The sequence below is a fragment of the Streptomyces sp. NPDC043861 genome (genome assembly GCF_056435905.1).
This window is the reverse complement of the sequence record NZ_JBWKDP010000014.1, coordinates 211,341-236,762: the sequence shown is the minus strand read 5'-3', so window position 1 is coordinate 236,762 and position 25,422 is coordinate 211,341. Positions and strand designations below refer to the sequence as shown.

At 69.4% G+C, this 25,422-nt stretch carries 15 protein-coding genes and 1 tRNA gene; 11 read left to right on the top strand and 5 right to left on the bottom strand.

The window, feature by feature from the left end; genetic code table 11:
- Positions 1 to 117: 117 nt before the first annotated feature.
- Positions 118 to 1,011 carry a CE1 family esterase gene (locus AC068D_RS28380; protein ID WP_478825930.1) on the bottom strand — a complete coding sequence of 298 codons (894 nt, stop codon included), beginning with the start codon at positions 1,009 to 1,011 and terminating at the stop codon, positions 118 to 120.
- Between the two features lie 115 nt (positions 1,012 to 1,126).
- Between AC068D_RS28380 and AC068D_RS28375 the strand changes: the two genes are divergently transcribed.
- Positions 1,127 to 1,202: transfer RNA gene (locus AC068D_RS28375), tRNA-Thr, on the top strand.
- A gap of 53 nt (positions 1,203 to 1,255) precedes the next feature.
- On the opposite strand, the gene AC068D_RS28370 is transcribed toward AC068D_RS28375, so the two are convergent.
- On the bottom strand, positions 1,256 to 3,913 hold the full coding sequence (locus AC068D_RS28370; RefSeq protein WP_478825940.1) for a SpoIIE family protein phosphatase: 2,658 nt from the start codon (positions 3,911 to 3,913) through the stop codon (positions 1,256 to 1,258).
- Positions 3,914 to 4,184: 271 nt separating this feature from the next.
- Between AC068D_RS28370 and AC068D_RS28365 the strand changes: the two genes are divergently transcribed.
- The 10 genes from AC068D_RS28365 (at position 4,185) to AC068D_RS28320 (ending at position 19,017) form a co-directional block, all read left to right on the top strand.
- Entirely contained in the window at positions 4,185 to 9,686 is a 5,502-nt protein-coding gene (locus AC068D_RS28365) for a HAMP domain-containing protein (protein ID WP_478825939.1), read from the top strand.
- A 306-nt stretch (positions 9,687 to 9,992) separates the two neighbouring features.
- The gene (locus tag AC068D_RS28360) at positions 9,993 to 10,673 is read left to right on the top strand and encodes a response regulator (RefSeq protein ID WP_478825929.1); all 681 of its coding nucleotides are present in this window, start codon (positions 9,993 to 9,995) and stop codon (positions 10,671 to 10,673) included.
- Between the two features lie 146 nt (positions 10,674 to 10,819).
- The gene (locus AC068D_RS28355; protein WP_478825928.1) at positions 10,820 to 13,582 is read left to right on the top strand and encodes a DNA translocase FtsK; all 2,763 of its coding nucleotides are present in this window, start codon (positions 10,820 to 10,822) and stop codon (positions 13,580 to 13,582) included.
- A gap of 189 nt (positions 13,583 to 13,771) precedes the next feature.
- Positions 13,772 to 14,599, top strand: coding sequence for a helix-turn-helix domain-containing protein (locus AC068D_RS28350; protein ID WP_478825927.1), 828 nt, complete (start codon positions 13,772 to 13,774; stop codon positions 14,597 to 14,599).
- A 141-nt stretch (positions 14,600 to 14,740) separates the two neighbouring features.
- Positions 14,741 to 16,252, top strand: coding sequence for a 30S ribosomal protein S12 methylthiotransferase RimO (gene rimO, locus AC068D_RS28345; protein ID WP_478825926.1), 1,512 nt, complete (start codon positions 14,741 to 14,743; stop codon positions 16,250 to 16,252).
- Positions 16,249 to 16,935 carry a CDP-diacylglycerol--glycerol-3-phosphate 3-phosphatidyltransferase gene (gene pgsA / locus AC068D_RS28340; RefSeq protein ID WP_478825925.1) on the top strand — a complete coding sequence of 229 codons (687 nt, stop codon included), beginning with the start codon at positions 16,249 to 16,251 and terminating at the stop codon, positions 16,933 to 16,935. The genes rimO and pgsA overlap by 4 nt, the downstream gene beginning before the upstream one ends.
- Positions 16,932 to 17,453 carry a CinA family protein gene (locus AC068D_RS28335; RefSeq protein WP_478825924.1) on the top strand — a complete coding sequence of 174 codons (522 nt, stop codon included), beginning with the start codon at positions 16,932 to 16,934 and terminating at the stop codon, positions 17,451 to 17,453. Before pgsA ends, AC068D_RS28335 begins: the two co-directional genes overlap by 4 nt.
- A 109-nt stretch (positions 17,454 to 17,562) precedes the next feature.
- Positions 17,563 to 17,946, top strand: coding sequence for a helix-turn-helix domain-containing protein (locus AC068D_RS28330; RefSeq protein WP_019889909.1), 384 nt, complete (start codon positions 17,563 to 17,565; stop codon positions 17,944 to 17,946).
- A 158-nt stretch (positions 17,947 to 18,104) separates the two neighbouring features.
- A complete protein-coding gene (locus tag AC068D_RS28325; RefSeq protein WP_478825923.1) occupies positions 18,105 to 18,575 on the top strand; it encodes a Dps family protein in 471 nt (156 codons plus the stop codon).
- Positions 18,576 to 18,762: 187 nt separating this feature from the next.
- The gene (locus tag AC068D_RS28320; RefSeq protein ID WP_478825922.1) at positions 18,763 to 19,017 is read left to right on the top strand and encodes a hypothetical protein; all 255 of its coding nucleotides are present in this window, start codon (positions 18,763 to 18,765) and stop codon (positions 19,015 to 19,017) included.
- On the opposite strand, the gene AC068D_RS28315 is transcribed toward AC068D_RS28320, so the two are convergent.
- The 3 genes from AC068D_RS28315 to AC068D_RS28305 form a co-directional block, all read right to left on the bottom strand.
- Positions 18,965 to 19,729, bottom strand: a complete 765-nt coding sequence (locus AC068D_RS28315) for an SDR family NAD(P)-dependent oxidoreductase (RefSeq protein WP_478825921.1) — start codon at positions 19,727 to 19,729, stop codon at positions 18,965 to 18,967. The two genes, AC068D_RS28320 and AC068D_RS28315, sit on opposite strands and share 53 nt — an antisense overlap.
- 81 nt (positions 19,730 to 19,810) lie before the next feature.
- Positions 19,811 to 20,602, bottom strand: a complete 792-nt coding sequence (locus AC068D_RS28310; protein ID WP_478825920.1) for an Fpg/Nei family DNA glycosylase — start codon at positions 20,600 to 20,602, stop codon at positions 19,811 to 19,813.
- 166 nt (positions 20,603 to 20,768) lie between these two features.
- The gene (locus AC068D_RS28305; RefSeq protein ID WP_478825919.1) at positions 20,769 to 25,391 is read right to left on the bottom strand and encodes an ATP-dependent helicase; all 4,623 of its coding nucleotides are present in this window, start codon (positions 25,389 to 25,391) and stop codon (positions 20,769 to 20,771) included.
- Between the last annotated feature and the right edge of the window lie 31 nt (positions 25,392 to 25,422).

The window sequence follows — 25,422 nt, the reverse complement described above, 5'->3', positions numbered from 1 at the left end:
CTGTGGGAGAGTAGGACACCGCCGAACAATTCTTTCGGGAAAGCCCCGGACCTTATGGTCCGGGGCTTTTCTGCGTTCACCACCACCCCACCCCCCCACCCCAAAAACCCAGGGGACTCAGGGCCCGATTTTTGGATGGGTCTTGAAGAATTCCCAGATCAGATCTGTCGCCGTGACCCCCGACTCCTGGTCACCCATCGTCGGATCCTTGCTCCCCGGCCAGCTGTGGCCCATGTCAGGGAGCCTGTAGGTCACGAACTCGGACGTGTCGCGGCACCGCGACGACGTACGTGTGTTGTTGCCCTTGACCTTCTCCGGCCGGCCGGACCTGCAACCCAGCCGTTCGGACCAGGAAGTGACGCCCAGTTCGAAGAGCTCGTCATTGGTGTCCTCACCGCCGATGAACGTGGCCACGGAGACCGGTGTCTTCGGTGTGTACGTGGGCCTGTTCGCGTCCGGGCCGATGTAGCCACCGCTGACCGGGGCTATCGCGGCCAGGGTGCCCGGTAGTTCGACAGCGAGCTTGAAGGACATGTCGCCACCGTTGGAGATACCCGTCGCGTAGATCCGCTGCGGATCGGCCTTCCATGTTCCGACGAGGCGTTTTGTCATCGCCCCGATGAACCCGACATCGTCCTCGACGCCGCAGCAGACAAGTGCGTTGTAGGCCTTGTCGAGTCCGTTCGGGTAGGCAACGAGGAATCCTTCCCTGTCGGCCTTCTCGCTCAGGCCGGTGAGCCGGGCTGCGTAGGTGCCGTCACCCGGATACGGATGCATGGCGATGACCAGGGGGAGCTTTCGGGCCGGGGTGTATCCGGGCGGTGCATGGACCGTGTAGATGCGCTTCTTGCCCTTCCAGGTCATGGTGACCGTCTGGGTGCCGGCGCGGGGCGACTCCATCGCCACCGCAGGCTTCTTCGACGGTTCTTTCCCAGCGTCCTGCTCCGAGTCGCAGCCGACCACGGGTAACAGCAGGACCAGGGCGGCGATCCCTCGTTGGTGTGTCCGCATTGGCGCATGGTGGCAGTGACGCGGGGGACGGTCCAGAGGAATGGCTGGTTCGGAGCACAGGTGAGTTCGGGGTATGATTCTTCCCGTTGCCGCGCGGAAGCCGCGGAGGCAACAGGCCCCTATAGCTCAGTCGGTAGAGCGTCTCCATGGTAAGGAGAAGGTCAACGGTTCGATTCCGTTTGGGGGCTCCACACCGAAGAAGGCCCCCGCCGTGAGGCGGGGGCCTTCTTCATGCCTGGAGTGTTCAGATGCTCTGCGGCTCGGGCAGGCGCATCGCCAGGATCGCCATGTCGTCCGACGCGGGTTCCGCGGCGAAGCGCTCCACCGCACGCAGAATGCGCGCCGCGACCGCGCCGGCCGTCAGACCCGTGCATGTCGTCAGGACGTCGGCGAGGCCGTCGTCACCGAGCATCCGCGTCCCCTCCCGACGTTCGGTGACCCCGTCGGTGACACAGAGCAGGACGTCACCCGGCTTCAGGGTGACGGTCTCCTCGTACAGCTCCAGGTCCTCCATCACACCGAGCAGCGGCTGCGGTTCGGCCGCGGGCTCCACGGAGCCGTCCTGGCGCAGCCGCAGCGGGAGCGGATGGCCGGCGCACACGACCTTGAGGATCGCCGAGCCGTCCTCCTGCGGCCACAACTCGCCGTAGAGCAGGGTGAGGAAGCGGCTGCGGGCGCCCTCGTCGAGGATTGCCGCGTTCAGACGTTCCAGGACGGCAGGGCCGCCGAATCCCTCGCGGGCGAGCAGGCGGAGCGCGTGACGGGCGAGGCCGGTGACGGCGGCAGCCTCCGGACCCGTACCGCACACATCGCCGATGGCGAAGCCGTAGACGCCGTCACGGATGGGGAAGACGTCGTAGAAGTCGCCGCCGACCTCGTTGCCCTCGCCCGCGGCGCGATAGATGACCTCGACTTCGACGCCCGGGATCTGGGGCTGGTCGGGCGGCAGCAGACTGCGCTGAAGACTCTGGCTGATGGCCGTGCGCTCGGAGTAGAGGCGGGCGTTGTCGAGGGCGAGGGCCGCCCGGCGGGACAGGTCTTCGGCCAGTTCGAGGATCTCCTGGCGGAAGTGGTCGTCGGAGGGCCTGCCGAGGGTGAGCATGCCGATGACGCGGTTGCGGGCGACCAGCGGGAGAACGACGGTTTCGCCCCCTACCGCCGACGCGGTCGCGAGGGTGGTGCCGATACCGGACGCCAGCTGATGGGTACCGAAGCCCAGTTCGCGCATGGAGGTGCGCAAGGCGGCCTGATGGGCGGCCTCGGCCGGTGCGGTCCACACACGGGCGCCGGGGGTCGGCACCGGATCCGGGGCCTCGATCTTGGCAAGGAGGGCCTTGAGGCCGTCGATCCGCTCCTCGTCCTCGTGGAGGACGTAGGAGAGGTAAGGCTCCGACGACTGGTCGGCGATCGTGTAGACCGCGCACCAGGTGGCGAGAGTGGGGACGGTCATCTGGGCCATCAGGGCCAGGGTCTGGTCGCGGTCGAGGGTGCCGGCCAACAGGTCGGAAGCCTCGACCAGGAAGCTGAGAGAACCCCGGCGCAGGCGCTCCAGCTCGCCGAGCCGGGCGGATTCGACAGCGAGCGCGATACGGTCCGCGGCGAACTGGAGGCGCAGCGCCTCCTCGTTGGAGTAGCGCCCCGCGGCTTCGGCTGCGACGCCCAGGGAACCGGTGAGTCTGCCCTCGACCTTGAGCGGAACGGTGACGACGGAGCGCATGCCGGTGTCGCCGAGGAGAGGCACGGCGCCGGGGACGGAGGTGAGGTCCTCGTGGACCGCCGGCATCCGGGCGGAGCCGTACCGGCCGGTGCCGGCCTCCACGGGGACGCGGGCGAAACGCTGCCGGGCGGAGGGGAGGCCGGTGGTGGCCCGTACCTCCAGCTCGGTCTCGTCGTCGGTGGCCAGCAGCAGGAAGGCGGAGTCGCCGTCGAGCATGTCGCGGGCGCGCTCCACCGTGCGTTGGAGGAGCCCGTCGAGATCGTCGGGGGCAGGGGATCCGATGAAGACCTCGAAGGGGTCGGCACTGCGATTCTCGGATCCTGCGCCGTCGCCGGTGGATGCGGCGCGTGGGGGCGTCTGCAGGACCGCACGCTCGTAGTCGCGGACAAGGAGGCAGACGGTGGAGGCGTCCCCCTGGGTGTCACGGACACGGAGGTGCGAGGCGTACACCGGGACGACACGGCCGTCCGTGCCGCGGATGCCGTAGCTGCCCTCCCAGCGGGAGAGTTGCAGCGCCTCGGCGATGCCGGTGCCGATGCCGGGGGTGTGCGGCCAGGCGGCGAGGTCGCCGAGCGGCTTGCCCAGTACCTGGTCGGCGGCGAATCCGAAGAGGTGCTCGGCATCCCCGTTCCAGGAACTGACCGCGCCGTTCCCGTCGATCTGGAGAACGGCGACGCGGACGCGCTCGTCGGCCACCGGGAGGAGATCCACGGGGAGGACCGGGCCCGCCGAGCGGGTGCCGACCATGCGCTGCGGCAGATCGAGTTGGAACCAGACCTGCTTGTGCGTCGATGTGTACTCGACGCCCCACCGGGTGGCGAGGGCTGCGCAGAGCAGCAGCCCGCGGCCGTTCTCCCGATCGGGGTGTGCGACGGTTCTGCCGCCGCCCTGGATGGGGATCTCGCGCTCGGGATAGCGGTCGCCCACTTCGACCCGTACGCCCTCGTCGGTGCGCAGGCACAGCACATCGGCCGCGGTGCCGGCGTGGATCACCGCGTTGGTGACGAGTTCGCTCGTGAGGACAACGGCGTCGTCGACCACGTCCGAGTATCCCCAGCCCTGCAGCGTGTCCCGGACGAAGGCACGGGCGGTCGCGACCGACCGCCCCACGGGGTCGAAGGTGGCAGCCGCCCGCGCGGTGATCACAGATTTCCTCGTACGCGTCTCGACACCCGGCTCTGCCATGGTCGATGCCCGCCCCTCCCGGTGCCCGGTCGTAGTCATTGCGCCACACCGCCCCCTCCGGGCGGACCGGGGCGGTTGGACAGCCGGATGCCAGGTTACTTACCTTCGCTGTCCGAGCGGATGCCGGTCGCCGCCGTTTCCACCCTGCGAGGGCGGGGACGCTATGCGAAGCTGCCGAACTGTTATGGCCTGGTTCGGCTGCGATGAAACACTGGGAAAGATTTCCTGAGACAGCCCGAGCATGACGGTCAACCCCTTCGGGAGGGACACGGTGGAGTCTGGTGCAGCGGCGCGAGGCCTGGGCACGCGCGCACAAGGCGGACAATCCCGGAGGAATCAGTCGCGGGGTGTGGCGACGGAGGTGGACACCGCAGCTCTGAACCGGCTGCTCGCGGCACTCGTCGCGATGCGGGACGGGAACTTCCGCAAACGGCTGACCGTGTCGGGCGACGGCGTCATGGCCGAAATTGCGGCCGTCTTCAACGAGGTCGCCGACCGCAATCTCCATCTCACGGGTGAGCTGGCGCGGGTCCGCCGGGTTGTCGGCCGTGAGGGGAAGCTCACGGAGCGGCTGGAGCCCGGGGCCTGCGAGGGCTCCTGGGCCGCCGCGATCGACGCGTCCAATGCCCTGGTCGACGATCTGGCGCGGCCCGTGTCCGAGGTCGGCCGGGTGCTGTCGGCGGTCGCCGAGGGCGACCTGGAGCAGCGTATGGAGCTCCGGTCGCATGCTCCTGAGGGTTCCGACGGGGCGGTGCGGCCGCTGCGCGGTGAGTTCCTGAAGGTCGCCCGGACGGTCAACAGCCTGGTCGACCAGCTGTCCGCGTTCACGGACGAGGTGACGCGGGTCGCGCTGGAGGTCGGCACCGAGGGCAAACTCGGCGGCCAGGCCCAGGTGCGCGGTATGTCCGGTTCCTGGAAAGATCTCACCGATTCGGTGAATACGATGGCGTACCGGCTGACGGCCCAGGTGCGTGACATTGCTCTCGTGACGACGGCGGTCGCCAAGGGCGATCTGTCGCGGAAGGTCACCGTCCATGTGGCCGGCGAGATGCTTCAGCTGAAGAACACCGTCAACACGATGGTCGACCAGCTCTCCTCGTTCTCCTCGGAGGTGACGAGGGTCGCCCGTGAGGTGGGTACGGAGGGCGAGCTCGGCGGTCAGGCGACCGTGCCGGGTGTCGCCGGTGTGTGGAAGGACCTCACCGACTCCGTCAACACGATGGCGGGAAACCTCACCTCCCAGGTGCGAGGCATTGCGGAGGTCACGACGGCGGTCGCCAACGGTGATCTGTCGCAGAAGGTCACGGTGAGCGCGCGCGGTGAGGTGGCGCAGCTCGCCGAGACCATCAACCAGATGACTGAGACCCTCCGCACCTTCGCGGACGAAGTGACTCGGGTGGCCAGTGAGGTCGGTGCCGAGGGTCTGCTCGGCGGTCAGGCGCAGGTGCCGGGGGCGGCGGGGACCTGGAAGGACCTGACCGACTCGGTCAACACCGTGTTCCGCAATCTCACGACGCAGGTGCGGGACATCGCTCAGGTGACGACGGCGGTCGCCAACGGCGATCTGTCGCAGAAGGTCACCGTCGATGTCGCGGGCGAGATGCTGGAGCTGAAGAACACCGTCAACACGATGGTGGACCAGCTTCAGTCGTTCGGGTCCGAAGTGACCCGTGTGGCCAGGGAGGTCGGAGTCGAGGGCCGGCTGGGTGGCCAGGCCGAGGTGCCGGGGGCGGCGGGCACGTGGAAGGACCTGACCGACTCGGTCAACACGGCGTTCCGCAATCTCACGGGTCAGGTGCGGGACATCGCGCAGGTGACGACGGCGGTCGCCAACGGTGATCTGTCGCAGAAGGTCACCGTCGACGTGGCCGGCGAGATGCTGGAGTTGAAGAACACCGTCAACACGATGGTGGCGCAGCTGTCCTCGTTCGCCGACCAGGTGACGCGGATGGCGCGGGACGTGGGGACGGAGGGCCGGCTCGGCGGCCAGGCCCGCGTGGACGGCGTCTCGGGCACCTGGAAGGAGCTCACCGACTCCGTCAACTTCATGGCGGGGAACCTGACCTCGCAGGTGCGGCAGATCGCTCAGGTGACCACGGCGGTGGCGCGTGGTGATCTGTCGCAGAAGATCGACGTGGACGCGCGCGGCGAGATCCTCGAGCTGAAGAACACCATCAACACGATGGTCGACCAGCTGTCCGCATTCGCCGAGCAGGTGACCCGGGTGGCCCGTGAGGTGGGTACGGACGGCCGGCTGGGCGGTCAGGCGCAGGTGCCGGGCGTCGCGGGTGTGTGGCGTGACCTGACGGACTCCGTGAACGGCATGGCGGGCAACCTCACCGCCCAGGTCCGCAACATCGCCCAGGTCGCCACGGCGGTGGCGCGTGGTGATCTGTCGCAGAAGATCGACGTGGACGCGCGCGGCGAGATCCTCGAGTTGAAGAACACCCTCAACACGATGGTGGACCAGCTCTCGAACTTCGCCGAGCAGGTGACCCGGGTGGCCCGAGAAGTGGGCACCGAGGGCATCCTGGGCGGCCAGGCGGAGGTGCAGGGTGTGTCCGGCACCTGGAAGGACCTCACCCAGTCCGTCAACTTCATGGCGAACAACCTGACCTCGCAGGTGCGCAACATCGCCGAGGTGACGACGGCGGTCGCCAAGGGTGACCTGTCGAAGAAGATCACCGTCGACGCCAAGGGTGAAATCCTCGAGCTCGTGACCACCGTCAACACGATGGTGGACCAGCTGTCCAACTTCGCGGACGAGGTGACGAGGGTCGCCCGTGAGGTGGGCACGGAGGGCATCCTGGGCGGCCAGGCGCGGGTGCGTGGTGTCACCGGTATCTGGAAGGACCTCAGCGACAACGTCAACCTGATGGCCAACAACCTGACCAGCCAGGTGCGGAACATCTCCCGGGTGTCGTCGGCGGTTGCCAACGGGGATCTGACGAAGAAGGTCACGGTCGAGGCGCGCGGCGAGGTCGCCGAGCTCGCCGACACCGTCAACACGATGGTGACGACCCTGTCGTCCTTCGCGGACGAGGTCACGCGAGTGGCCCGTGAGGTGGGAACCGAGGGCGAGCTGGGCGGACAGGCCCGTGTCCCGGGCGTCTCCGGTACGTGGAAGGACCTCACCGAGTCCGTGAACTCGATGGCGTCCAATCTGACCGGCCAGGTGCGCCAGATCGCCACGGTCACCACCGCCATTGCCAAGGGCGATCTGACCAAGAAGATCGACATCGATGCCCGGGGCGAGATCCTCGAGCTGAAGAACACCATCAACACCATGGTCGACCAGCTGTCGTCGTTCGCGGAGCAGGTGACCCGGGTGGCCCGTGAGGTGGGCACGGACGGCATGCTGGGCGGCCAGGCGCGGGTGCGGGACGTCGACGGCACGTGGCGTGACCTCACCGAGTCCGTGAACGAGATGGCCGGGAACCTGACCCGGCAGGTGCGGGCGATCGCCGCCGTCGCCACCGCGGTGACCCGTGGCGACCTCAATCTCAAGATCGATGTGGACGCGGCGGGCGAGATCCAGGTCCTTCAGGACAACATCAATACGATGATCGCCAATCTGCGCGACACCACGCTCGCCAACGAGGAGCAGGACTGGCTCAAGGGCAACCTGGCCCGTATCTCCGGTCTGATGCAGGGCCGGCGCGACCTCGACGACGTGGCCTCACTCATCATGAGCGAGCTGACTCCGGTGGTCTCGGCACAGCACGGCGCGTTCTTCATGGCCATGCCGACCGGCAGCGGGGACCTCGGTTCGGACGGCGAGGGCTCGTACGAGCTGGTGATGCGGGGCAGCTACGGCTATTCGGCCGGCTCGATGCCGACGTCGTTCCGGCCGGGGGAGACCCTCATCGGCACGGCCGCCGAGGAGAAGCGGACGATCCAGGTCAACGTGCCACCGGGCTATCTGAAGATCTCCTCGGGGCTCGGTGAGGCTCAGCCCGCCTATGTGGTCGTGCTACCGGTGCTGTTCGAAGGAAAGGTGCTCGGTGTGATCGAGCTGGCCTCGTTCCAGCCGTTCACGCAGATCCAGCGCGACTTCCTCAACCAGCTCGCCGAGATGATCGCGACGAGCGTCAACACCATCAGTGTGAACACGAAGACCGAGGTGCTGCTCAAGCAGTCGCAGGAGCTGACCGAGCAGTTGCGTGACCGCTCGGAGGAGCTGGAGAACCGGCAGAAGGCGCTGCAGGCGTCCAACGCCGAGCTGGAGGAGAAGGCCGAGCTGCTTGCCCAGCAGAACCGCGACATCGAGGTGAAGAACACCGAGATCGAGGAGGCGCGGCAGGTGCTGGAGGAGCGTGCGGAGCAGCTCGCGGTCTCCATGCGCTACAAGTCCGAGTTCCTGGCCAACATGTCGCACGAGCTTCGCACGCCGCTGAACTCGCTGTTGATTCTCGCCAAGCTGCTCGCCGACAACGCCGACAGCAATCTCACCCCGAAGCAGGTGGAGTTCGCCGAGACGATCCACGGCGCAGGCTCGGATCTGTTGCAGCTCATCAACGACATCCTCGACCTGTCGAAGGTCGAGGCGGGGAAGATGGACGTCAGTCCGACCCGGATCGCGCTGGTCCAGCTCGTCGACTACGTGGAGGCGACGTTCCGCCCGCTCACCGCGGAGAAGGGGCTCGACTTCTCGGTGCGGGTGTCGCCCGAGCTGCCGGCGACGCTGCACACCGACGAGCAGCGGCTGCTCCAGGTGCTGCGCAATCTGCTGTCGAACGCGGTGAAGTTCACCGACACCGGGGCGGTGGAGCTGGTGATCAGGCCGGCGAACACCGACGTACCGCAGTCGATCCGCGAGCAGCTGCTGGAGGCGGGCTCGCTGCGCGACGCGGACGGCGATCTGATCGCCTTCTCGGTCACCGACACCGGCATCGGGATCGCGGCCAGCAAGATGCGGGTGATCTTCGAGGCGTTCAAGCAGGCCGACGGTACGACGAGCCGCAAGTACGGCGGTACGGGCCTCGGCCTGTCCATCAGCCGGGAGATCGCCCGGCTGCTCGGGGGTGAGATCCATGCGGCGAGCGAGCCCGGCCGGGGCTCGACGTTCACCCTCTATCTGCCCCTTCACCTGAGCGAACTGCCGCCGCAGGGCTACCCGCAGCTCGTTCCCGGCGGCGCTGATGCGCAGCGCGCCCCGCTGGACGATCCGGCGGCCCTCGAGTCCGGCCAGCACACGCCGCACCAGCCGACGGGGCCGGTCGATGGGCACACGGGCCCGGCGACGCTCTTCCGGCGCCGCCGCAAGGCCCTGGGCGCCACCGACATCCGGACGGCGCTGCCCGGGCAGCCGGCCGGATCGCCGGGCGCGGCACCGGAGTCGTGGGCTGCACAGCATGCGCAGGACGCGGCGCCCGAGCAGCGCCGCACGTTCGAGTTCCACAGTGAGAAGGTGCTCATCGTCGACGACGACATCCGCAATGTCTTCGCCCTGACGAGTGTGCTGGAGCAGCACGGTCTTTCCGTGCTGTACGCGGAGAACGGGCGGGAGGGCATCGAAGTCCTGGAGCAGCACGACGATGTGACGGTCGTACTGATGGACATCATGATGCCCGAGATGGACGGCTATGCGACGACGACGGCGATCCGCAGGATGCCGCAGTTCGCCGGACTGCCGATCATCGCGCTCACGGCGAAGGCGATGAAGGGCGACCGGGAGAAGGCGATCGAATCGGGCGCGTCCGACTATGTCACCAAGCCGGTCGACCCTGATCATCTGCTCGCGGTCATGGAGCAGTGGATGCGCGGGAAGTGACGATGGTTGCCCGCCGGTACATCACAGTCCGATTGCAGGCTGTGCGGATTTTCGCGAGTCGCTGACTGACTGTGGCCGAAGGCGTGTGAGAGGACGCTATTCGGGGAACCTTCTGGTCTCCCGCTGCGTTTCTGCTACGTGCACAGTGACATCGCGGTGACAGGGTGTGGCGACGGGCGGGGTGCGGCTACCATGACCGGCACAAGGACGGGCGACGCAAGGGAGTCGTCCCCTGGGGCGGCGCCCGGTGCTTCCTCCGGCCTTTCGGGCCGGGGTGAGCCCAAGCCGGGGCGAGGAGGGCGAGGCATGGTGCAGAAGGCCAAGATCCTCCTGGTCGATGACCGGCCGGAGAATCTGCTGGCGCTGGAGGCCATCCTCTCTGCGCTCGATCAGACGCTGGTACGGGCATCGTCCGGGGAGGAAGCGCTCAAAGCGCTGTTGACGGATGACTTCGCGGTCATTCTGCTGGACGTCCAGATGCCAGGAATGGACGGATTCGAGACCGCCGCGCACATCAAGCGACGGGAACGGACCAGGGACATCCCCATCATCTTCCTGACCGCGATCAACCACGGCCCGCACCACACCTTCCGTGGCTATGCCGCGGGCGCGGTGGACTACATCTCCAAGCCGTTCGACCCATGGGTGCTCCGCGCCAAGGTCTCCGTCTTCGTCGAGCTCTACATGAAGAACTGCCAGCTGCGTGAGCAGGCCGCGCTGCTGCGGCTCCAGCTGGAGGGCGGTCATGCGGGCGCGGGCGACAGCAAGGAGCCTGCGGGACTGCTCGCCGAACTCTCGGCACGGCTCGCAGCCGTCGAGGAGCAGGCCGAGGCGCTCTCCAAGCAGCTCGACGACGATTCGGCGGATGCCGCCGCAGTCGCCACCGCCGCCCACCTCGAGCGCAAACTCACCGGTCTGCGCAGGGCGCTGGATGCCCTGGAGCCGGGCACGGGCAGCGGCGCACCCACCCTTCCCTCTCAGAACTAGCCCTCTGCGAGGGGCATTCGGCGGGAAACCCGTTTCGGAGTTCTGTTTGAGCGGGCGTCAGTTCCGCGGTACGTCAAGGGCGACACGAAAGGGTGAAGCGGTGGGCACACGTGTCCGCCGCCGTTCGCACCGGTAATCTCACCACCATGTCCTCACGTACGTCCGGCAAGGGTTCCCAGGGCACGGCGGGCACCGCGAAGCCGCGTGCCGGCCGTACGACTGGCGCAGCGAAGAAGGCGGCGCCCGCCAAGAAAGCCGCGGTGAAGAAGACCGCTGCCAAGAAGACGGCACCGCCGAAGAAAGCACCCGCCAAGAAGGCGGCGGCGAAGAAGGCCGCACCGAAATCCACCCCGAATCCCACCGGCGGCGTTCTCTGGCTGCTGCGCGCCGTATGGCTCGGCCTTGCGCATGCCGTCGGTGCCATGCTCCGTGGCATAGGGCGCGGCGCGAAGGGTCTCGACCCCGCGCACCGCAAGGACGGACTCGCCCTTCTCCTGCTCGCCCTTGCGCTGATCGTCGCCGCGGGCACGTGGTCCAATCTGCGCGGCCCCGTCGGTGATCTCGTCGAGATGCTCGTCACGGGCGCCTTCGGCCGGCTCGATCTGCTCGTTCCCCTGCTGCTCGCGGCGATCGGGGTCCGGCTGATCCTCTATCCCGAGAAGCCGGAGGCCAACGGCCGTATCGTCATCGGACTCTCGGCCCTCGTCGTCGGTGTGCTCGGACAGGTCCACATCGCCTGCGGTTCGCCGGGCCGCGGCAACGGCTCGGAAGCGATGCAGGACGCAGGCGGCCTGATCGGCTGGGCCGCGTCCAAGCCGCTGGTCTTCGCGATGGGTGAGGTTCTCGCCGTACCGATGCTGGTGCTGGTCACCGTCTTCGGTCTGTTGGTCGTCACCGCGACCCCGGTCAACGCGATTCCGCAGCGGCTGCGCGCTCTCGGTGTCAGGCTCGGAGTGCTCGATCCGCTGTACGAGCCGGGCGCGACCGACGACGAGGCGTACGACGAACAGTGGCGGGACGCCCCGTCCGCCGGACCGGCCCGGCGCAGGGCTCCTGCCACCTCGTCCTCCGGGGTCTACGACGCCGAGCAGGCGGAGGAGGAGGCGCTGTCGCGTCGCAGGCGGCCGCGCCGGGCCTCCGCCCAGCCGCCCCTGGACCGTCCCATGGATGCGGTGGACATCGCGGCGGCCGCCGCGGCGGCTCTCGACGGGGCCGTGCTCAACGGGATGCCGCCCTCGCCGGTCGTCGCCGATCTGACCCGCGACCTCACCTCCGATCGTGAGCGCGCGGTCGGTCCCGTACCGGGAGCACGAACCGAGCAGCGGCCCGGGTCGGTGCCCGAGCCGCACGCCTCCGTGCCGGATCTGACCAAGGCCGCGCCCGAGGAGTCCCAGCCGCTGCCGCCGCGCGCCGAACAGCTTCAGCTGTCCGGTGACATCACGTACGGCCTTCCCTCGCTGGACCTGTTGGAGCGCGGAGGGCCCGGCAAGACCCGCAGTGCCGCCAATGACGCGATCGTCGCCTCACTGACGAACGTCTTCGCGGAGTTCAAGGTCGACGCCGCCGTCACGGGCTTCACCCGCGGCCCGACGGTCACGCGCTACGAGGTGGAACTCGGCCCTGCCGTCAAGGTCGAGCGGATCACCGCGCTGACCAAGAACATCGCCTACGCCGTCGCAAGCCCGGACGTACGGATCATCTCGCCGATTCCCGGAAAGTCCGCCGTCGGCATCGAGATCCCCAACACCGACCGGGAGATGGTCAAGCTCGGCGATGTGCTGAGGCTGGCGGAGGCAGCCGGTGACGACCATCCGATGCTGGTGGCACTCGGCAAGGACGTCGAGGGCGGCTATGTGATGGCCAACCTGGCGAAGATGCCGCACGTCCTGGTCGCCGGTGCCACCGGATCGGGAAAGTCGTCCTGCATCAACTGCCTGATCACGTCCGTGATGATAAGAGCGACACCGGAGGACGTCCGCATGGTCCTCGTCGACCCGAAGCGGGTCGAACTGACCGCGTACGAGGGCATCCCCCACCTGATCACGCCCATCATCACCAACCCCAAGCGGGCCGCCGAGGCCCTCCAGTGGGTGGTCCGCGAGATGGATCTGCGCTACGACGACCTGGCGGCCTACGGCTACCGGCACATCGACGACTTCAACGAGGCCGTGCGCAACGGCAAGGTCAAGCCGCCCGAGGGGAGCGAGCGCGAGCTTCAGCCGTATCCGTATCTGCTCGTCATAGTCGACGAGCTCGCGGACCTGATGATGGTCGCGCCGCGGGACGTCGAGGACGCCATCGTCAGGATCACGCAGCTGGCGCGCGCGGCCGGCATCCATCTGGTACTGGCGACCCAGCGGCCGTCGGTGGACGTAGTCACCGGTCTCATCAAGGCGAATGTGCCGTCCCGGCTCGCCTTCGCGACCTCGTCGCTCGCCGACAGCCGGGTCATTCTGGACCAGCCGGGTGCCGAGAAGCTGATCGGCAAGGGAGACGGTCTCTTCCTCCCGATGGGTGCAAGCAAACCGACCCGGATGCAGGGCGCCTTCGTGACCGAGGAGGAGGTCGCCGCGGTCGTCCGCCACTGCAAGGACCAGATGGCACCCGTCTTCCGGGAGGACGTGGTGGTCGGGACGAAACAGAAGAAGGAGATCGACGAGGACATCGGCGACGACCTGGATCTGCTCTGCCAGGCGGCCGAGCTGGTCGTCTCCACCCAGTTCGGGTCGACGTCCATGCTCCAGCGCAAACTGCGCGTCGGCTTCGCGAAGGCCGGCCGCCTCATGGACCTGATGGAGTCGCGGAACATCGTCGGACCCAGCGAGGGCTCAAAGGCTCGTGACGTTCTGGTGAAACCTGATGAGCTGGATGGAGTGCTCGCGGTGATCCGTGGGGAGGCTGACTCGTAAGGGAATGTGAGGCAACCGTTTCCCTTGGTCAAACGTCACATGGGAAGGAGGGACAGGACCGTGTCCCACTCTCCCGCTGTCCGGCCATTCTGATGGCGTACAAACGGCATCCGCCCGGTTGCCCCACCCTTTCGTACCACCCCTAGACTGAACCTCCAGCAGGTGGCTACACGCTCGAAAGGCGCACACGTGTCCATCGGCAACTCCCCCGAAGACGACCGGCCTTCGATCGAGGACGACCGCCCTTCGATCGGCCGCTCGCTCCAGCAGGCTCGAAGCGATGCAGGTCTGACCGTTGACGAGGTCAGTACCTCCACCCGCGTGCGCGTCCCCATCGTGCAGGCGATCGAGCAGGATGACTTCTCCCGCTGTGGTGGCGACGTGTATGCGCGCGGGCACATCGGGACGCTCGCCCGTGCCGTAGGACTGGATCCGGCCCCGCTCGTCGCGCAGTACGACGCCGAGCACGGCGGCCGCCCGTCGCCCACCCCCGCGGCCCCGCTCTTCGAGGCGGAACGTATCCGCCCAGAGCCCAGGCGCCCGAACTGGACCGCCGCGATGGTCGCGGCCATCGTCGCGGTCATCGGATTCGCCGCCTTCACCCTTCTCAACGGCGGCGACGAGGGCAACAGCACCAAGAACGTTGCCGAGGGCGCAGCGCCGCAGAAGACCACACCCAAGCCCACCCCGCCCCCCGTCAAGCCCGCGGAGCCCAAGCCGGTCCCCTCGGACAGCGCGATCGCCGCGGTTCCCCAGGACAAGGTCACCGTCAAGGTGTCCGCCGTCGGCGACAAGAGCTGGATCTCGGCGAAGTCCGCGAACGGAAAGCTGCTGTTCGACGGGCTGCTCCTGGCCGGGCAGTCCAAGACCTTCCAGGACGACGAACGGCTGGACATCATCCTCGGCAACGCGGGTGCGATCGAGCTGTTCGTGAACGGCAAGAAGGTCGAGGACAAGTTCGAGCCCGGCCAGGTCGAGCGGCTGTCGTACTCGAAGGGTGACCCCGAGGCCGGGTGACCCTGTGGCAGGTCCTGCCGGGGAGTCCTGTGGGCGGCCCCGCAGGGCCGCCCGGACCGGATGACCGGCCGAAACGGAGGCCCGTACGCCCCGGCAGCCTCGCGGACCGGGCGTGGGCCAGGACAAAGTAGTCTTGGGCCCATGCCCGAACGCCGTACCGTCGCCCTTGTCACTCTTGGCTGCGCCCGTAACGAGGTGGACTCGGAGGAGCTCGCAGGCCGCTTGGCAGCGGACGGCTGGGAGCTCGTCGAGGAAGCCACCGACGCGGACGTCGCGGTCGTCAACACCTGTGGATTCGTCGAGGCCGCCAAGAAGGACTCCGTCGATGCCCTCCTCGAAGCCAATGACCTGAAGGATCACGGCAGGACCCAGGCCGTCGTCGCCGTCGGCTGCATGGCCGAGCGGTACGGCAAGGAGCTCGCCGAGGCCCTGCCGGAGGCGGACGGTGTGCTCGGATTCGACGACTACGCCGACATCTCCGACCGGCTCCAGACCATTCTGAGCGGCGGGATCCACGCCGCGCACACCCCGCGCGACCGGCGCAAGCTGCTGCCCATCAGCCCCGCCGAGCGGCAGTCCGCCGAAGTGGCCCTGCCAGGCCATGCCCAGGCTCCGGCGCCGGAGAGTGTTCCCACCGATCTCCCGGAGGGCCTCGCACCCGCCTCGGGGCCGCGAGCGCCCCTGCGTCGCCGCCTGGACACCAGCCCCGTCGCATCCGTGAAGCTCGCCTCCGGCTGCGACCGCCGCTGCTCCTTCTGCGCCATCCCCTCGTTCCGGGGGGCCTTCGTCTCCCGGCGGCCCAGCGATGTGCTGGGTGAGACGCGCTGGCTCGCCGAGCAGGGCGTCAAGGAGATCATGCTGGTCTCCGAGAACAACACCTCGTACGGCAAGGACCTCGGCGACATCCGGCTGCTGGAGACGCTGCTGCCCGAGCTGGCGGCCGTCGACGGGATCGAGCGGGTGCGGGTGAGCTATCTGCAGCCCGCGGAGATGCGCCCCGGCCTCATCGACGTGCTGACCTCGACGGAGAAGGTCGCGCCGTACTTCGATCTGTCCTTCCAGCACAGCGCGCCTGGCGTACTGCGTGCGATGCGGCGCTTCGGTGACACCGAGCGGTTCCTGGAGCTGCTGGAGACGATCCGGACCAAGGCCCCGACCGCCGGAGTGCGCTCCAACTTCATCGTGGGCTTCCCCGGGGAGACCGAGGAGGACTTCGCGGAGCTGGAGGGCTTCCTCACGGCGGCCCGGCTGGATGCGATCGGTGTCTTCGGCTACTCGGACGAGGAGGGCACCGAAGCTGCCACCTACGACCGCAAGCTCGACCAGGACGTCGTGGACGAGCGGCTCGCGGATCTGTCCAGACTCGCCGAGGAGCTGACCGCCCAGCGCGCGGAGGAGCGGATCGGAGAGACCCTGGAGGTACTGGTCGAATCCGTCTTCGACGGGGACCAGGAAGACGACCTCGACGAGGACGAGTACGCGGCCGTGGGCCGCGCCGCACACCAGGCACCGGAGACCGACGGCCAAGTGATCTTCACGGCTGCCGACGGGCTGGTGCCCGGACGTATGGTCGAGGCGAAGGTGGTGGGCACGGAGGGCGTCGACCTGGTCGCCGAGATCGTTTCGGAGTGTCGTGAGGAGGCAGCCAGATGACGGGAGTCCCGGCGTCCGCGGGTGGGACCGGCAGGCCGGCACCCGGCGGCAAGCTGGGCGCTGCGGCCGTCAATCAGGCCAGCCTGTGGAACATTGCCAACATCCTCACCATGGTGCGGCTGGTGCTCGTCCCCGGCTTCGTCGTCCTGATGCTGATGGACGGGGGCTACGACCCGGCCTGGCGCGCCTGGGCATGGGCGGCCTTCGCCGTCGCCATGATCACCGACATTTTCGACGGTCATCTGGCGCGCACGTACAACCTGGTCACGGACTTCGGGAAGATCGCCGACCCGATCGCGGACAAGGCGATCATGGCGGCGGGGCTGATCTGTCTCTCGGCGCTCGGGGATCTGCCCTGGTGGGTGACGGGGGTGATCCTCTTCCGTGAGCTCGGGATCACGCTGATGCGCTTCTGGGTGATCCGGCACGGGGTCATCCCCGCCAGCCGCGGCGGCAAGATGAAGACGCTCTTCCAGGGCACGGCGGTCGGGATGTACGTGCTGGCGCTGACCGGCCCGCTGGCCACCCTGCGGTGGTGGGTGATGGCCGCGGCGGTCGTGCTGACCGTGGTCACCGGGCTCGACTACGTGCGCCAGGCGGTGGTCCTGCGCCGCAGGGGGCTCGCCGCCGAGCGAGAGGCCGCTCAGGAGGCCCGGCCGGACGCGGCGGAGTCGTCGCGATGAACGCGGCTCCGCACGACGCGGCAGGGGTGCTCGCGCTGCTTGCGGAGCGTGGCGAGACCCTGGCCGTCGCAGAGTCCCTCACCGGCGGTCTGGTGGCCGCGGAGCTGACCGCGGTGCCCGGCGCCTCGAAAACCTTCCGCGGCTCCGTGACGGCGTATGCGACGGCCGTGAAACAGGACGTTCTGGGAGTCGACGGGGCCCTGCTGGGCGCGCGGGGCGCGGTGGACCCGGAAGTCGCGGCGCAGATGGCGGCGGGCGTGCGCATGCGGATGGGCTCCGGCTGGGGAATCGCGACCACGGGTGTCGCAGGGCCCGAGCCGCAGGACGGGCAGGCGGTCGGAACCGTCTTCGTGGCCGTCGCGGGACCGGACGGGGCGCGGAAAGTGGCCGCGCTGCGGTTGAACGGCGACCGTGCGGAAATCCGTAGAGAGAGTGTACGGAGAGTGCTGGAACTGCTCGCCGGAGAACTCCTGGGGAATGAGCGGGCACAGGATACGGAACAGAACGGGGGGACTTGATGTTTGCAGCCCTGAGTGAACACGTCATCGCTCCCCGCACGGCCGCAGCGCGAGGCGGTACGGTGGGGCGTGAAGGATGCGGCTACACGGTCCGAGGAGGGAGCCACCGATGATTCTGCTCCGTCGCCTGCTGGGTGACGTGCTGCGTCGGCAGCGCCAGCGCCAGGGCCGTACTCTGCGCGAAGTCTCCTCGTCCGCCCGAGTATCGCTCGGCTATCTCTCCGAGGTGGAACGGGGGCAGAAGGAGGCTTCCTCCGAGCTGCTCTCCGCGATTTGCGACGCGCTTGACGTACGGATGTCCGAGCTCATGCGTGAAGTGAGCGACGAGCTGTCGCTGGCCGAGCTGGCCGAGTCGGCAGCGGCGAGTGAGCCGGTGCCCGCGCCAGTACGTCCGATGCTGAATTCCGTGTCGGTGACGTCGGTGGCGGGTGTGCCGACGGAGCGGGTGACCATCAAGGCGCCCGCGGAAGCGGTGGACGTCGTCGCCGCTTGACGGTACGGGCTGATGCCCGCGCTGATCTCCGTGTGTGAGCCCCGGTCGGGTGGGTACTCGATCGGGGCTCCACTCTTTCCCCCGAATAACCGTTTCGTCCCATATGTGCCATGGTGGAGAACGGTGTCATCGGGGGTGTCATCAAAACGGAGGTCACGATGTCTGTGGTGAAGAGCCCGCTCTCCGAGGCGGACCGCAAGGTCACCGGTGAGGCGCTGCAGGGTGCACTGGTCGATCTGGTCGATCTGGCGCTGGTGGCGAAGCAGGTTCACTGGAACGTGGTCGGGCCGCGATTCCGCTCCGTACATCTGCAACTGGACGAGGTCGTGGCCACGGCGCGGATGCACTCCGACACCGTGGCGGAGCGGGCGTCCGCGATCGGCGTGGCGCCGGACGGGCGTGCCGGAACGGTCGCCTCGTCGAGCGCCATCGGCAACGTGCCTGACGGCTGGATCCAGGACACCGATGTGGTGAGCACCATGGTGAAGGCGCTGGGTGCGGTGATCGGCAGGATGCGGGAACGTGTCGACGTCACGGGCGAGCCCGACCCGGTGAGCCAGGACATCCTGATCGGGCTCACCGCCGACCTCGAGAAGCACGCCTGGATGTTCCAGGCCGAGAGCGCGTAGCGCGATGTCCGTGTCCGTGCCCGTGGGCGCGCAGCCGGGAGAGACCGGTGGCGTGCGCGGGCGCACAGCCCGGTGCACGAACCTCCGGGACACCGAGCACATATGCTGCGGGCGCGCCTGGTGTGCAACCGGTGCGCCCTCCCGCCGAGTGATCGGTCCGGTCTAGCGTCGACCGGAGGAGGCGGCCATGGCAAGGCGATGGGTCCTGCTGCCGGCGCTCGCGCTGGGCGTGCTGTGGTGGTGGGCCGTTCTGCGACTGGCGCTGGTGCCGGAGCATGCGGGGCTCGTCGAGGGGGCAGTGGCGGCAGGCGGGTGGGGGCTCAGTCTGCTGCCGGTGCACGTCGCGTCGCGAGCCGGGGATGCCGGTGGAGCTGGGGGAGCGCACACGGCTACCAAGGCATCGCGACGCCCCCGTTCGGCCGGAGGATCTGACCCGTCGTGAACGACGACGCGTCGGAGGCGAGATGGAGGACCGCGTGCGCGATGTCCTCGGGCTCGCCGACCCGGCCGAGCGGTGACAGCCGAACCATGGCGGCCTCCGCCTTCTGCTGAAGACCGGCCTCATGGCGGTCGGTCATGGGGGTGCGCACCCAGCCCGGGGCGACCGCGTTCACCCGGATGGAGTGCTGTCCCAGCTCGGATGCGAGGGTCCTGGTGAGCTGTACAACAGCCGCCTTCGCCACGCTGTAGCAGAGCAGGCCCGGCGTCGCGGCATCGACCGCGCCCGAGGCCATGGTGATGATCGAGCCCTCGATGCCCGCATCGATCATGGAGCGGGCGGCAGCCTGGCAAGCGTGGAGCACGCCCTTGAAGTTGACCGCGAGGACTCGGTCGAGATCCTCGTCGCGGGTCTCCAGCACAGGGCTCGAGTGCATGATTCCGGCGATCGCGGCCATGACGTGAATCGGGCCCGCCGTCTGCACCGCCGCCCGGAGGCGGACGGGGTCGCTGACGTCGACGACATGGGTGTGGGCGGTGCCGCCGATGTCGGCGATCAGGGCCCGGGTCTCGTGCAGGCCCTTCTCGCCCACATCCGCACAGTGGACAGTGGCGCCCGCCCGGGCCAGGAGGACTGCGGACGCCCGGCCGATACCGCTCGCCGCCCCGGTGACGAACGCGGTGCGGCCGGTGAGGTCGTACGCGGTGAGGGGCATGCCGGTGACCGTACGACCAGATCTGACGGAGCGTCAACCAGTGCTGCGTGCACGGGAGATGGAGGTGTGCAAGGCGGCTGCTCAGGCCGCAGGGCCCGACTGGCACACCGGGCACCAGTACGTCACGCGATCGCCCTGGTCCGCTCTGCGGACCGGCGCCCCGCAGCGCAGACAGGGACGGCCTTCGCGGCCGTACACGAACAGGCGCTGCTCGGCGCGGCGCTCGGCAGGGGTGGTGCGGCGGTCGAACCGTTCCTTGTTCGCCTCCAGCAGCCGGTGCGCGGTCGCAACGAGACGCTCGGGGACGCCGGCGGGAAGCTCGCCGACCGGGAGCCAGGGCGTGACGCGGGCCATGAAGGCCAGCTCGGACTTGTAGACATTGCCGATGCCGGCGAGATTTCGCTGGTCGAGGAGCGCCTCGCCGAGCGGGCGGGCCGGGTCGGCGAAGAGATTCCGCAGCGCTGTGCCCGGATCCCAGTCGGGTCCCAGGAGATCGGGGCCCAGGTGTCCGACGACCCGTTCCTCGTCCTTGGTGCGGAGCAGTTCGAGTACGGGGAGGCGGTACCCGACAGTGGTGTGCTCGGTGTTGCCGAGCACCGCCCGGATCTGGTGCGCGGGGCCGCCGCGCCAGCGCGCACCGGCCGGGTACACCCGCCAGGAGCCGTCCATCCGCAGATGTGAGTGGAGGGTCAGACCACCCTCGATGCGGGTGAGGAGGTGTTTGCCGCGTGGTGTGACGTCCAGAACGTCCCGGCCGGTGAGGTCGGCGGTGGCGAACCGCGGCACCCGCAGGTCGAAGACCGTGAGTGTCCGGCCGGCCAGGGCACGGTGCAGATTCCGGGCGGTCAGCCAGACGGTGTCTCCTTCGGGCATGCCATCCATGATGCGGGAATCGGGCGGGAGCGCGCTCCGGCAGCCCACGGCCGGCCGTACCGGCGGGCGCCCGCCGGGCAGCGGAACGAGGGGCGTGCAGGGGTGTCGGCGGCGCGTGCGGACGGGCCTCGGGGCGTGCGACACCTGCGCAGGGCCTCCGGCTGCGTCAGGGACGCAGCCGGAGGCCTCTCGGAGTGGCGTGGAAGCCGGATTCCTCGAGCGCTCGTGACAGGGGAGAAGTCAGAGCGGTCACTCCGTTGATGCGCTCGACGGTGACGGTGCCGAGTGTGCCCGCCCTGGCCGCCGCTGCGAGCGCATCGGCCGCTGCCCGCAGCACCGGGGCGTCCGGTTCGGTGGGCCAGCACAGGAGGGTCCTGCCGCCACGCTCCATGTAGAGCGTGAGCTCGCCGTCGACGAGAACGACCAGGGAGCCCGCTTTGCGGCCCGGCTTGTGGCCCGCGCCGGTCGGAGGCTCCGGCCAGGACAGCGCTGCCCCGTACGCGTTCGCAGGGTCCGCCGCCGCCAGCACCACCGCGCGGGGCGCGGCGTGCCCGTCGGCGCGGTCGCGGGCGGTGGCGGCCGCGCGCAGCCGGTCCACGGCTCCGTCCATGGCGAACTGGGCGGCACCCAAGCCCTCGACGACATAGCCGCGTCGGGCCTGCCCGTTGTCCTCGAAGGCGGACAGGATGCGATACGTCGCGGAGAAACCGCCTTCGACCCCTTCGGCGGCCACCGCACCGCGGGTGACCACGCCATGGCGGTCCAGCAGAGTGCGGGCCAGGGCATGGGCGCGATGCGTGGGGTCCGGCTCATGGGCGGGGAGCAGCGACCAGCGCCCGGAGACGGTCGGCGGTCCCGTGCGGGAAACGGGGCGCGCGGCTCCCGTCAGTGCACCGTAGCGCCCGCGGGGGACGGTGCGCTTGGCCCGGTGCGCCGTGGAGCCGGCCGTACGGCCCGATCCCAGGAGCGAGCGCAGCGGCGCCAGGGTGTCATTGGTCAGCCGTCCCGACCAGGCCAGGTCCCAGAGCGAGTCGGCCAGCTGGGGATCAGTGGCGTCCGGGTGGGTCGTGGCCCGTACCTGGTCGGCGATCTGACGGAAGAACAGGCCGTACCCACCGGAGAGGGAGGTGAGCACCGACTCATGAAGTGCCGTCAGCTCCAACGGGTGTGGCGGAGGGAGCAACAGCGGGGCCGCGTCGGCGAGATAGAGGGAGACCCAGCCGTCCTTGCCGGGCAGGGAGCCGGCCCCGGCCCACACCACCTCGCCGGTCGTGGTCAGTTCGTCGAGCAGGGCGGGGGCGTACCCCGTGACCCGGGACGGGAGGATGAGCTTCTCCAGCGCGGAGGCGGGTATCGGCGCACCCTGCAACTGCTCGATCGCGCGCGCCAGTCCGTCGATGCCGCGAAGGCTGCTGTTCCCGACGTGCTGCCACTGGGGGAGGAATGTGGCGAGCGCGGCCGGGGGGACGGGCTCCAGCTCCTGGCGCAGCGCGGCCAGGGAGCGGCGACGCAGCCGCCGTAGCACCGCTGCGTCGCACCACTCCTGGCCGATGCCCGAGGGGTGGAACTCGCCCTGCACCACTCGCCCCGTCGCGGCCAGCCGCTGCAGCGCCCCGTCCGTGACGGCTGCGCCGAGGCCGAACCGCGCGGCGGCCCGGGACGAGGTGAACGGACCGTGCGTACGGGCGAATCGGGCCAGAAGGTCGCCCAACGGGTCCTTGACGGGCTCAGTGAATGCTTCGGGGATGCCCACGGGGAGTGCCGTGCCCAGGGCGTCCCTCAGCCGTCCGGCGTCCTCGACCGCCGCCCAGTGGTCGGCGCCCGCGATACGGACCCGGATGGCGCGGCGGGCCGCGGCGAGCTCCTCGGGCCACCGCGCCTCGGCGCCGCGCTCGGTCAGCTCCGCCGTGGTGAGTGGTCCGAGCACGCGCAGCAGGTCGGCGACGCCCTCCATGTCCTTGACCCTGCGGTCGTCGGTGAGCCACTGGAGCTCCTGCTCGAGCTCGGTGAGCACATCCGCGTCGAGCAGCTCGCGCAGCTCGGCCTGACCGAGCAGCTCGGCCAGCAGCCGTGAGTCCAGGGAGAGGGCGGCGGCGCGACGCTCGGCGAGGGGTGAGTCCCCCTCGTACAGGAACTGCGCCACATAGCCGAAGAGCAGGGAGCGGGCGAAGGGGGACGGCTCGGGGGTGGTGACCTCGACGAGCCGGACCCGGCGGGACTCGATGTCCCCCATCAGTTCCGTGAGTCCCGGGACGTCGAACACGTCCTGGAGGCACTCCCGCACCGCTTCGAGGACGATCGGGAAGGAGCCGAACTCGCTCGCCACCTGCAGCAGCTGGGCGGCACGCTGGCGCTGCTGCCAGAGCGGTGTGCGCTTGCCGGGATTGCGGCGCGGCAGGAGAAGGGCGCGCGCCGCGCACTCCCGGAACCGGGATGCGAAGAGCGCAGAGCCGCCCACCTGATCGGTCACGATCTGACCGATCTCCCCCTTGTCGAAAAGAGTGTCCGCGGCACCGACCGGCGCCTGATCGCTGTCGTACGCCGTGTCGAGGTGCACGGGGTCCTGGTCGAGGAGATCCAGGCCCATGAGGTCGGCGTCCGGCAGCCGCAGCACGATTCCGTCGTCCGCGTGCATGACCTGGGCGTCCATGCCGTAGCGCTCGGCGAGCCGGGCGCCGAGCGCGAGCGCCCACGGGGCGTGCACCTGGGCACCGAACGGGGAATGCACGACGACCCGCCAGTCACCCAGCTCGTCGCGGAACCGCTCGACGAGGATCGTGCGGTCGTCGGGCACATGGCCGCAGGCGCGACGCTGCTCGTCGAGATAGGCGAGCACATTGTCGGCCGCCCATGCGTCGAGCCCTGCCGTCAGCAGTCGCAGCCGGGCGTCCTCGTCGGAGAGCGAGCCGATCTCCCGGAGGAACGCGCCCACGGCACGGCCCAGTTCGAGGGGCCGGCCGAGCTGGTCGCCCTTCCAGAACGGGAGTCTGCCCGGAACTCCCGGCGCGGGGGACACCAGCACCCTGTCCCGGGTGATGTCCTCGATCCTCCAGGACGTGGTGCCGAGCGTGAAGACATCGCCGACGCGGGACTCGTACACCATCTCCTCGTCGAGCTCGCCGACGCGACCGCCGCCCTTCTTGGGGTCCGCCCCGGCGAGGAACACCCCGAACAGCCCGCGGTCCGGGATCGTGCCGCCCGAGGTGACGGCGAGGCGCTGGGCGCCGGGCCGCCCCGTGACCGTTCCGGCGACCCTGTCCCACACCACGCGCGGCCGCAACTCCGCGAAGGCATCGGACGGATAGCGCCCCGCGAGCATGTCCAGCACGGCCGTGAACGCCGACTCGGGGAGCGAGGCGAAGGGAGCCGCGCGCCGCACCAACGCGAGCAGATCGTCCACCTGCCAGGTGTCGAGGGCGACCACGGCGACGAGCTGCTGGGCCAGTACGTCCAGCGGATTGGCGGGGATGCGCAGCGCCTCGATCGAGCCGGTCCGCATCCGCTCGGTGACCACGGCGGCCTGCACCAGATCGCCCCGGTACTTGGGGAAGACCACGCCCGTGGACACCGCGCCCACCTGGTGCCCCGCGCGGCCGACGCGCTGAAGTCCGGAGGCGACGGACGGTGGCGACTCGACCTGGACGACCAGGTCCACCGCGCCCATGTCGATGCCCAGTTCCAGGCTGGACGTGGCGACGACGGCGGGCAGCCGGCCCGCCTTCAGGTCCTCCTCGACCAGCGCGCGCTGCTCCTTGGAGACCGAGCCGTGGTGCGCGCGGGCGAGCAGGGCCGGAGCGCCGTGGGCGGTACCGGACTGCGCCATGATCTCGGCGGGCGGAGCGCCTTCCGGCAGGGGTTCCCCCACAGACCTCTCGTACGCGATCTCGTTGAGCCGGTTGCACAACCGCTCGGCGAGACGGCGGGAGTTGGCGAAGACGATCGTCGAGCGGTGTGCCTGGACCAGGTCGGCGATCCGCTCCTCGACATGGGGCCAGATGGACGGCTTCTCACCGGCGGCGTCCGGCTCCGACGCGGGGGATCCGCCCAGCTCGCCGAGATCCTCGACCGGTACGACCACGGACAGGTCGAACTCCTTGCCCGAAGGCGGCTGGACGATCTCCACCCTGCGCTGAGGCGAGAGATAGCGGGCCACCTCGTCGACCGGCCGGACCGTCGCGGACAGGCCGATCCGGCGGGCCGGGCGCGGCAGCAGCTCGTCCAGCCGCTCCAGGGACAGGGCGAGGTGCGCGCCTCTCTTGGTCCCCGCGACCGCGTGCACCTCGTCCAGGATCACCGTCTCGACACCCGTCAGTGCCTCCCGGGTGGAGGACGTGAGCATCAGGAACAGCGACTCGGGGGTCGTGATCAGAATGTCCGGCGGGCGGGTGGCCAGAGCCCTCCGCTCGGCCGCCGGGGTGTCACCGGAGCGGATCCCGACCCGCACCTCCGGCTCGGGGAGTCCGAGCCGGACCGACTCCTGGCGGATCCCCGTCAGCGGGCTGCGCAGATTGCGCTCGACATCGACGGCGAGCGCCTTCAGCGGTGATACGTACAGCACACGGCAGCGCTTCTTCGCGTCCGCGGGCGGCGGCGTGGACGCGAGCCGGTCGAGGGCGGCCAGGAACGCGGCGAGCGTCTTGCCGGACCCGGTCGGTGCCACGACCAGGACGTCCGAATCCTGCCCGATGGCCCGCCAGGCGCCCTCCTGGGCCGCGGTGGGCGCGCTGAACGCCCCCGTGAACCAACCGCGGGTCGCGGGGGAGAAGGAATCGAGCGCGCTCCTGGACATGCCCCCATCGTGCACCGCCCCAGTGACAATC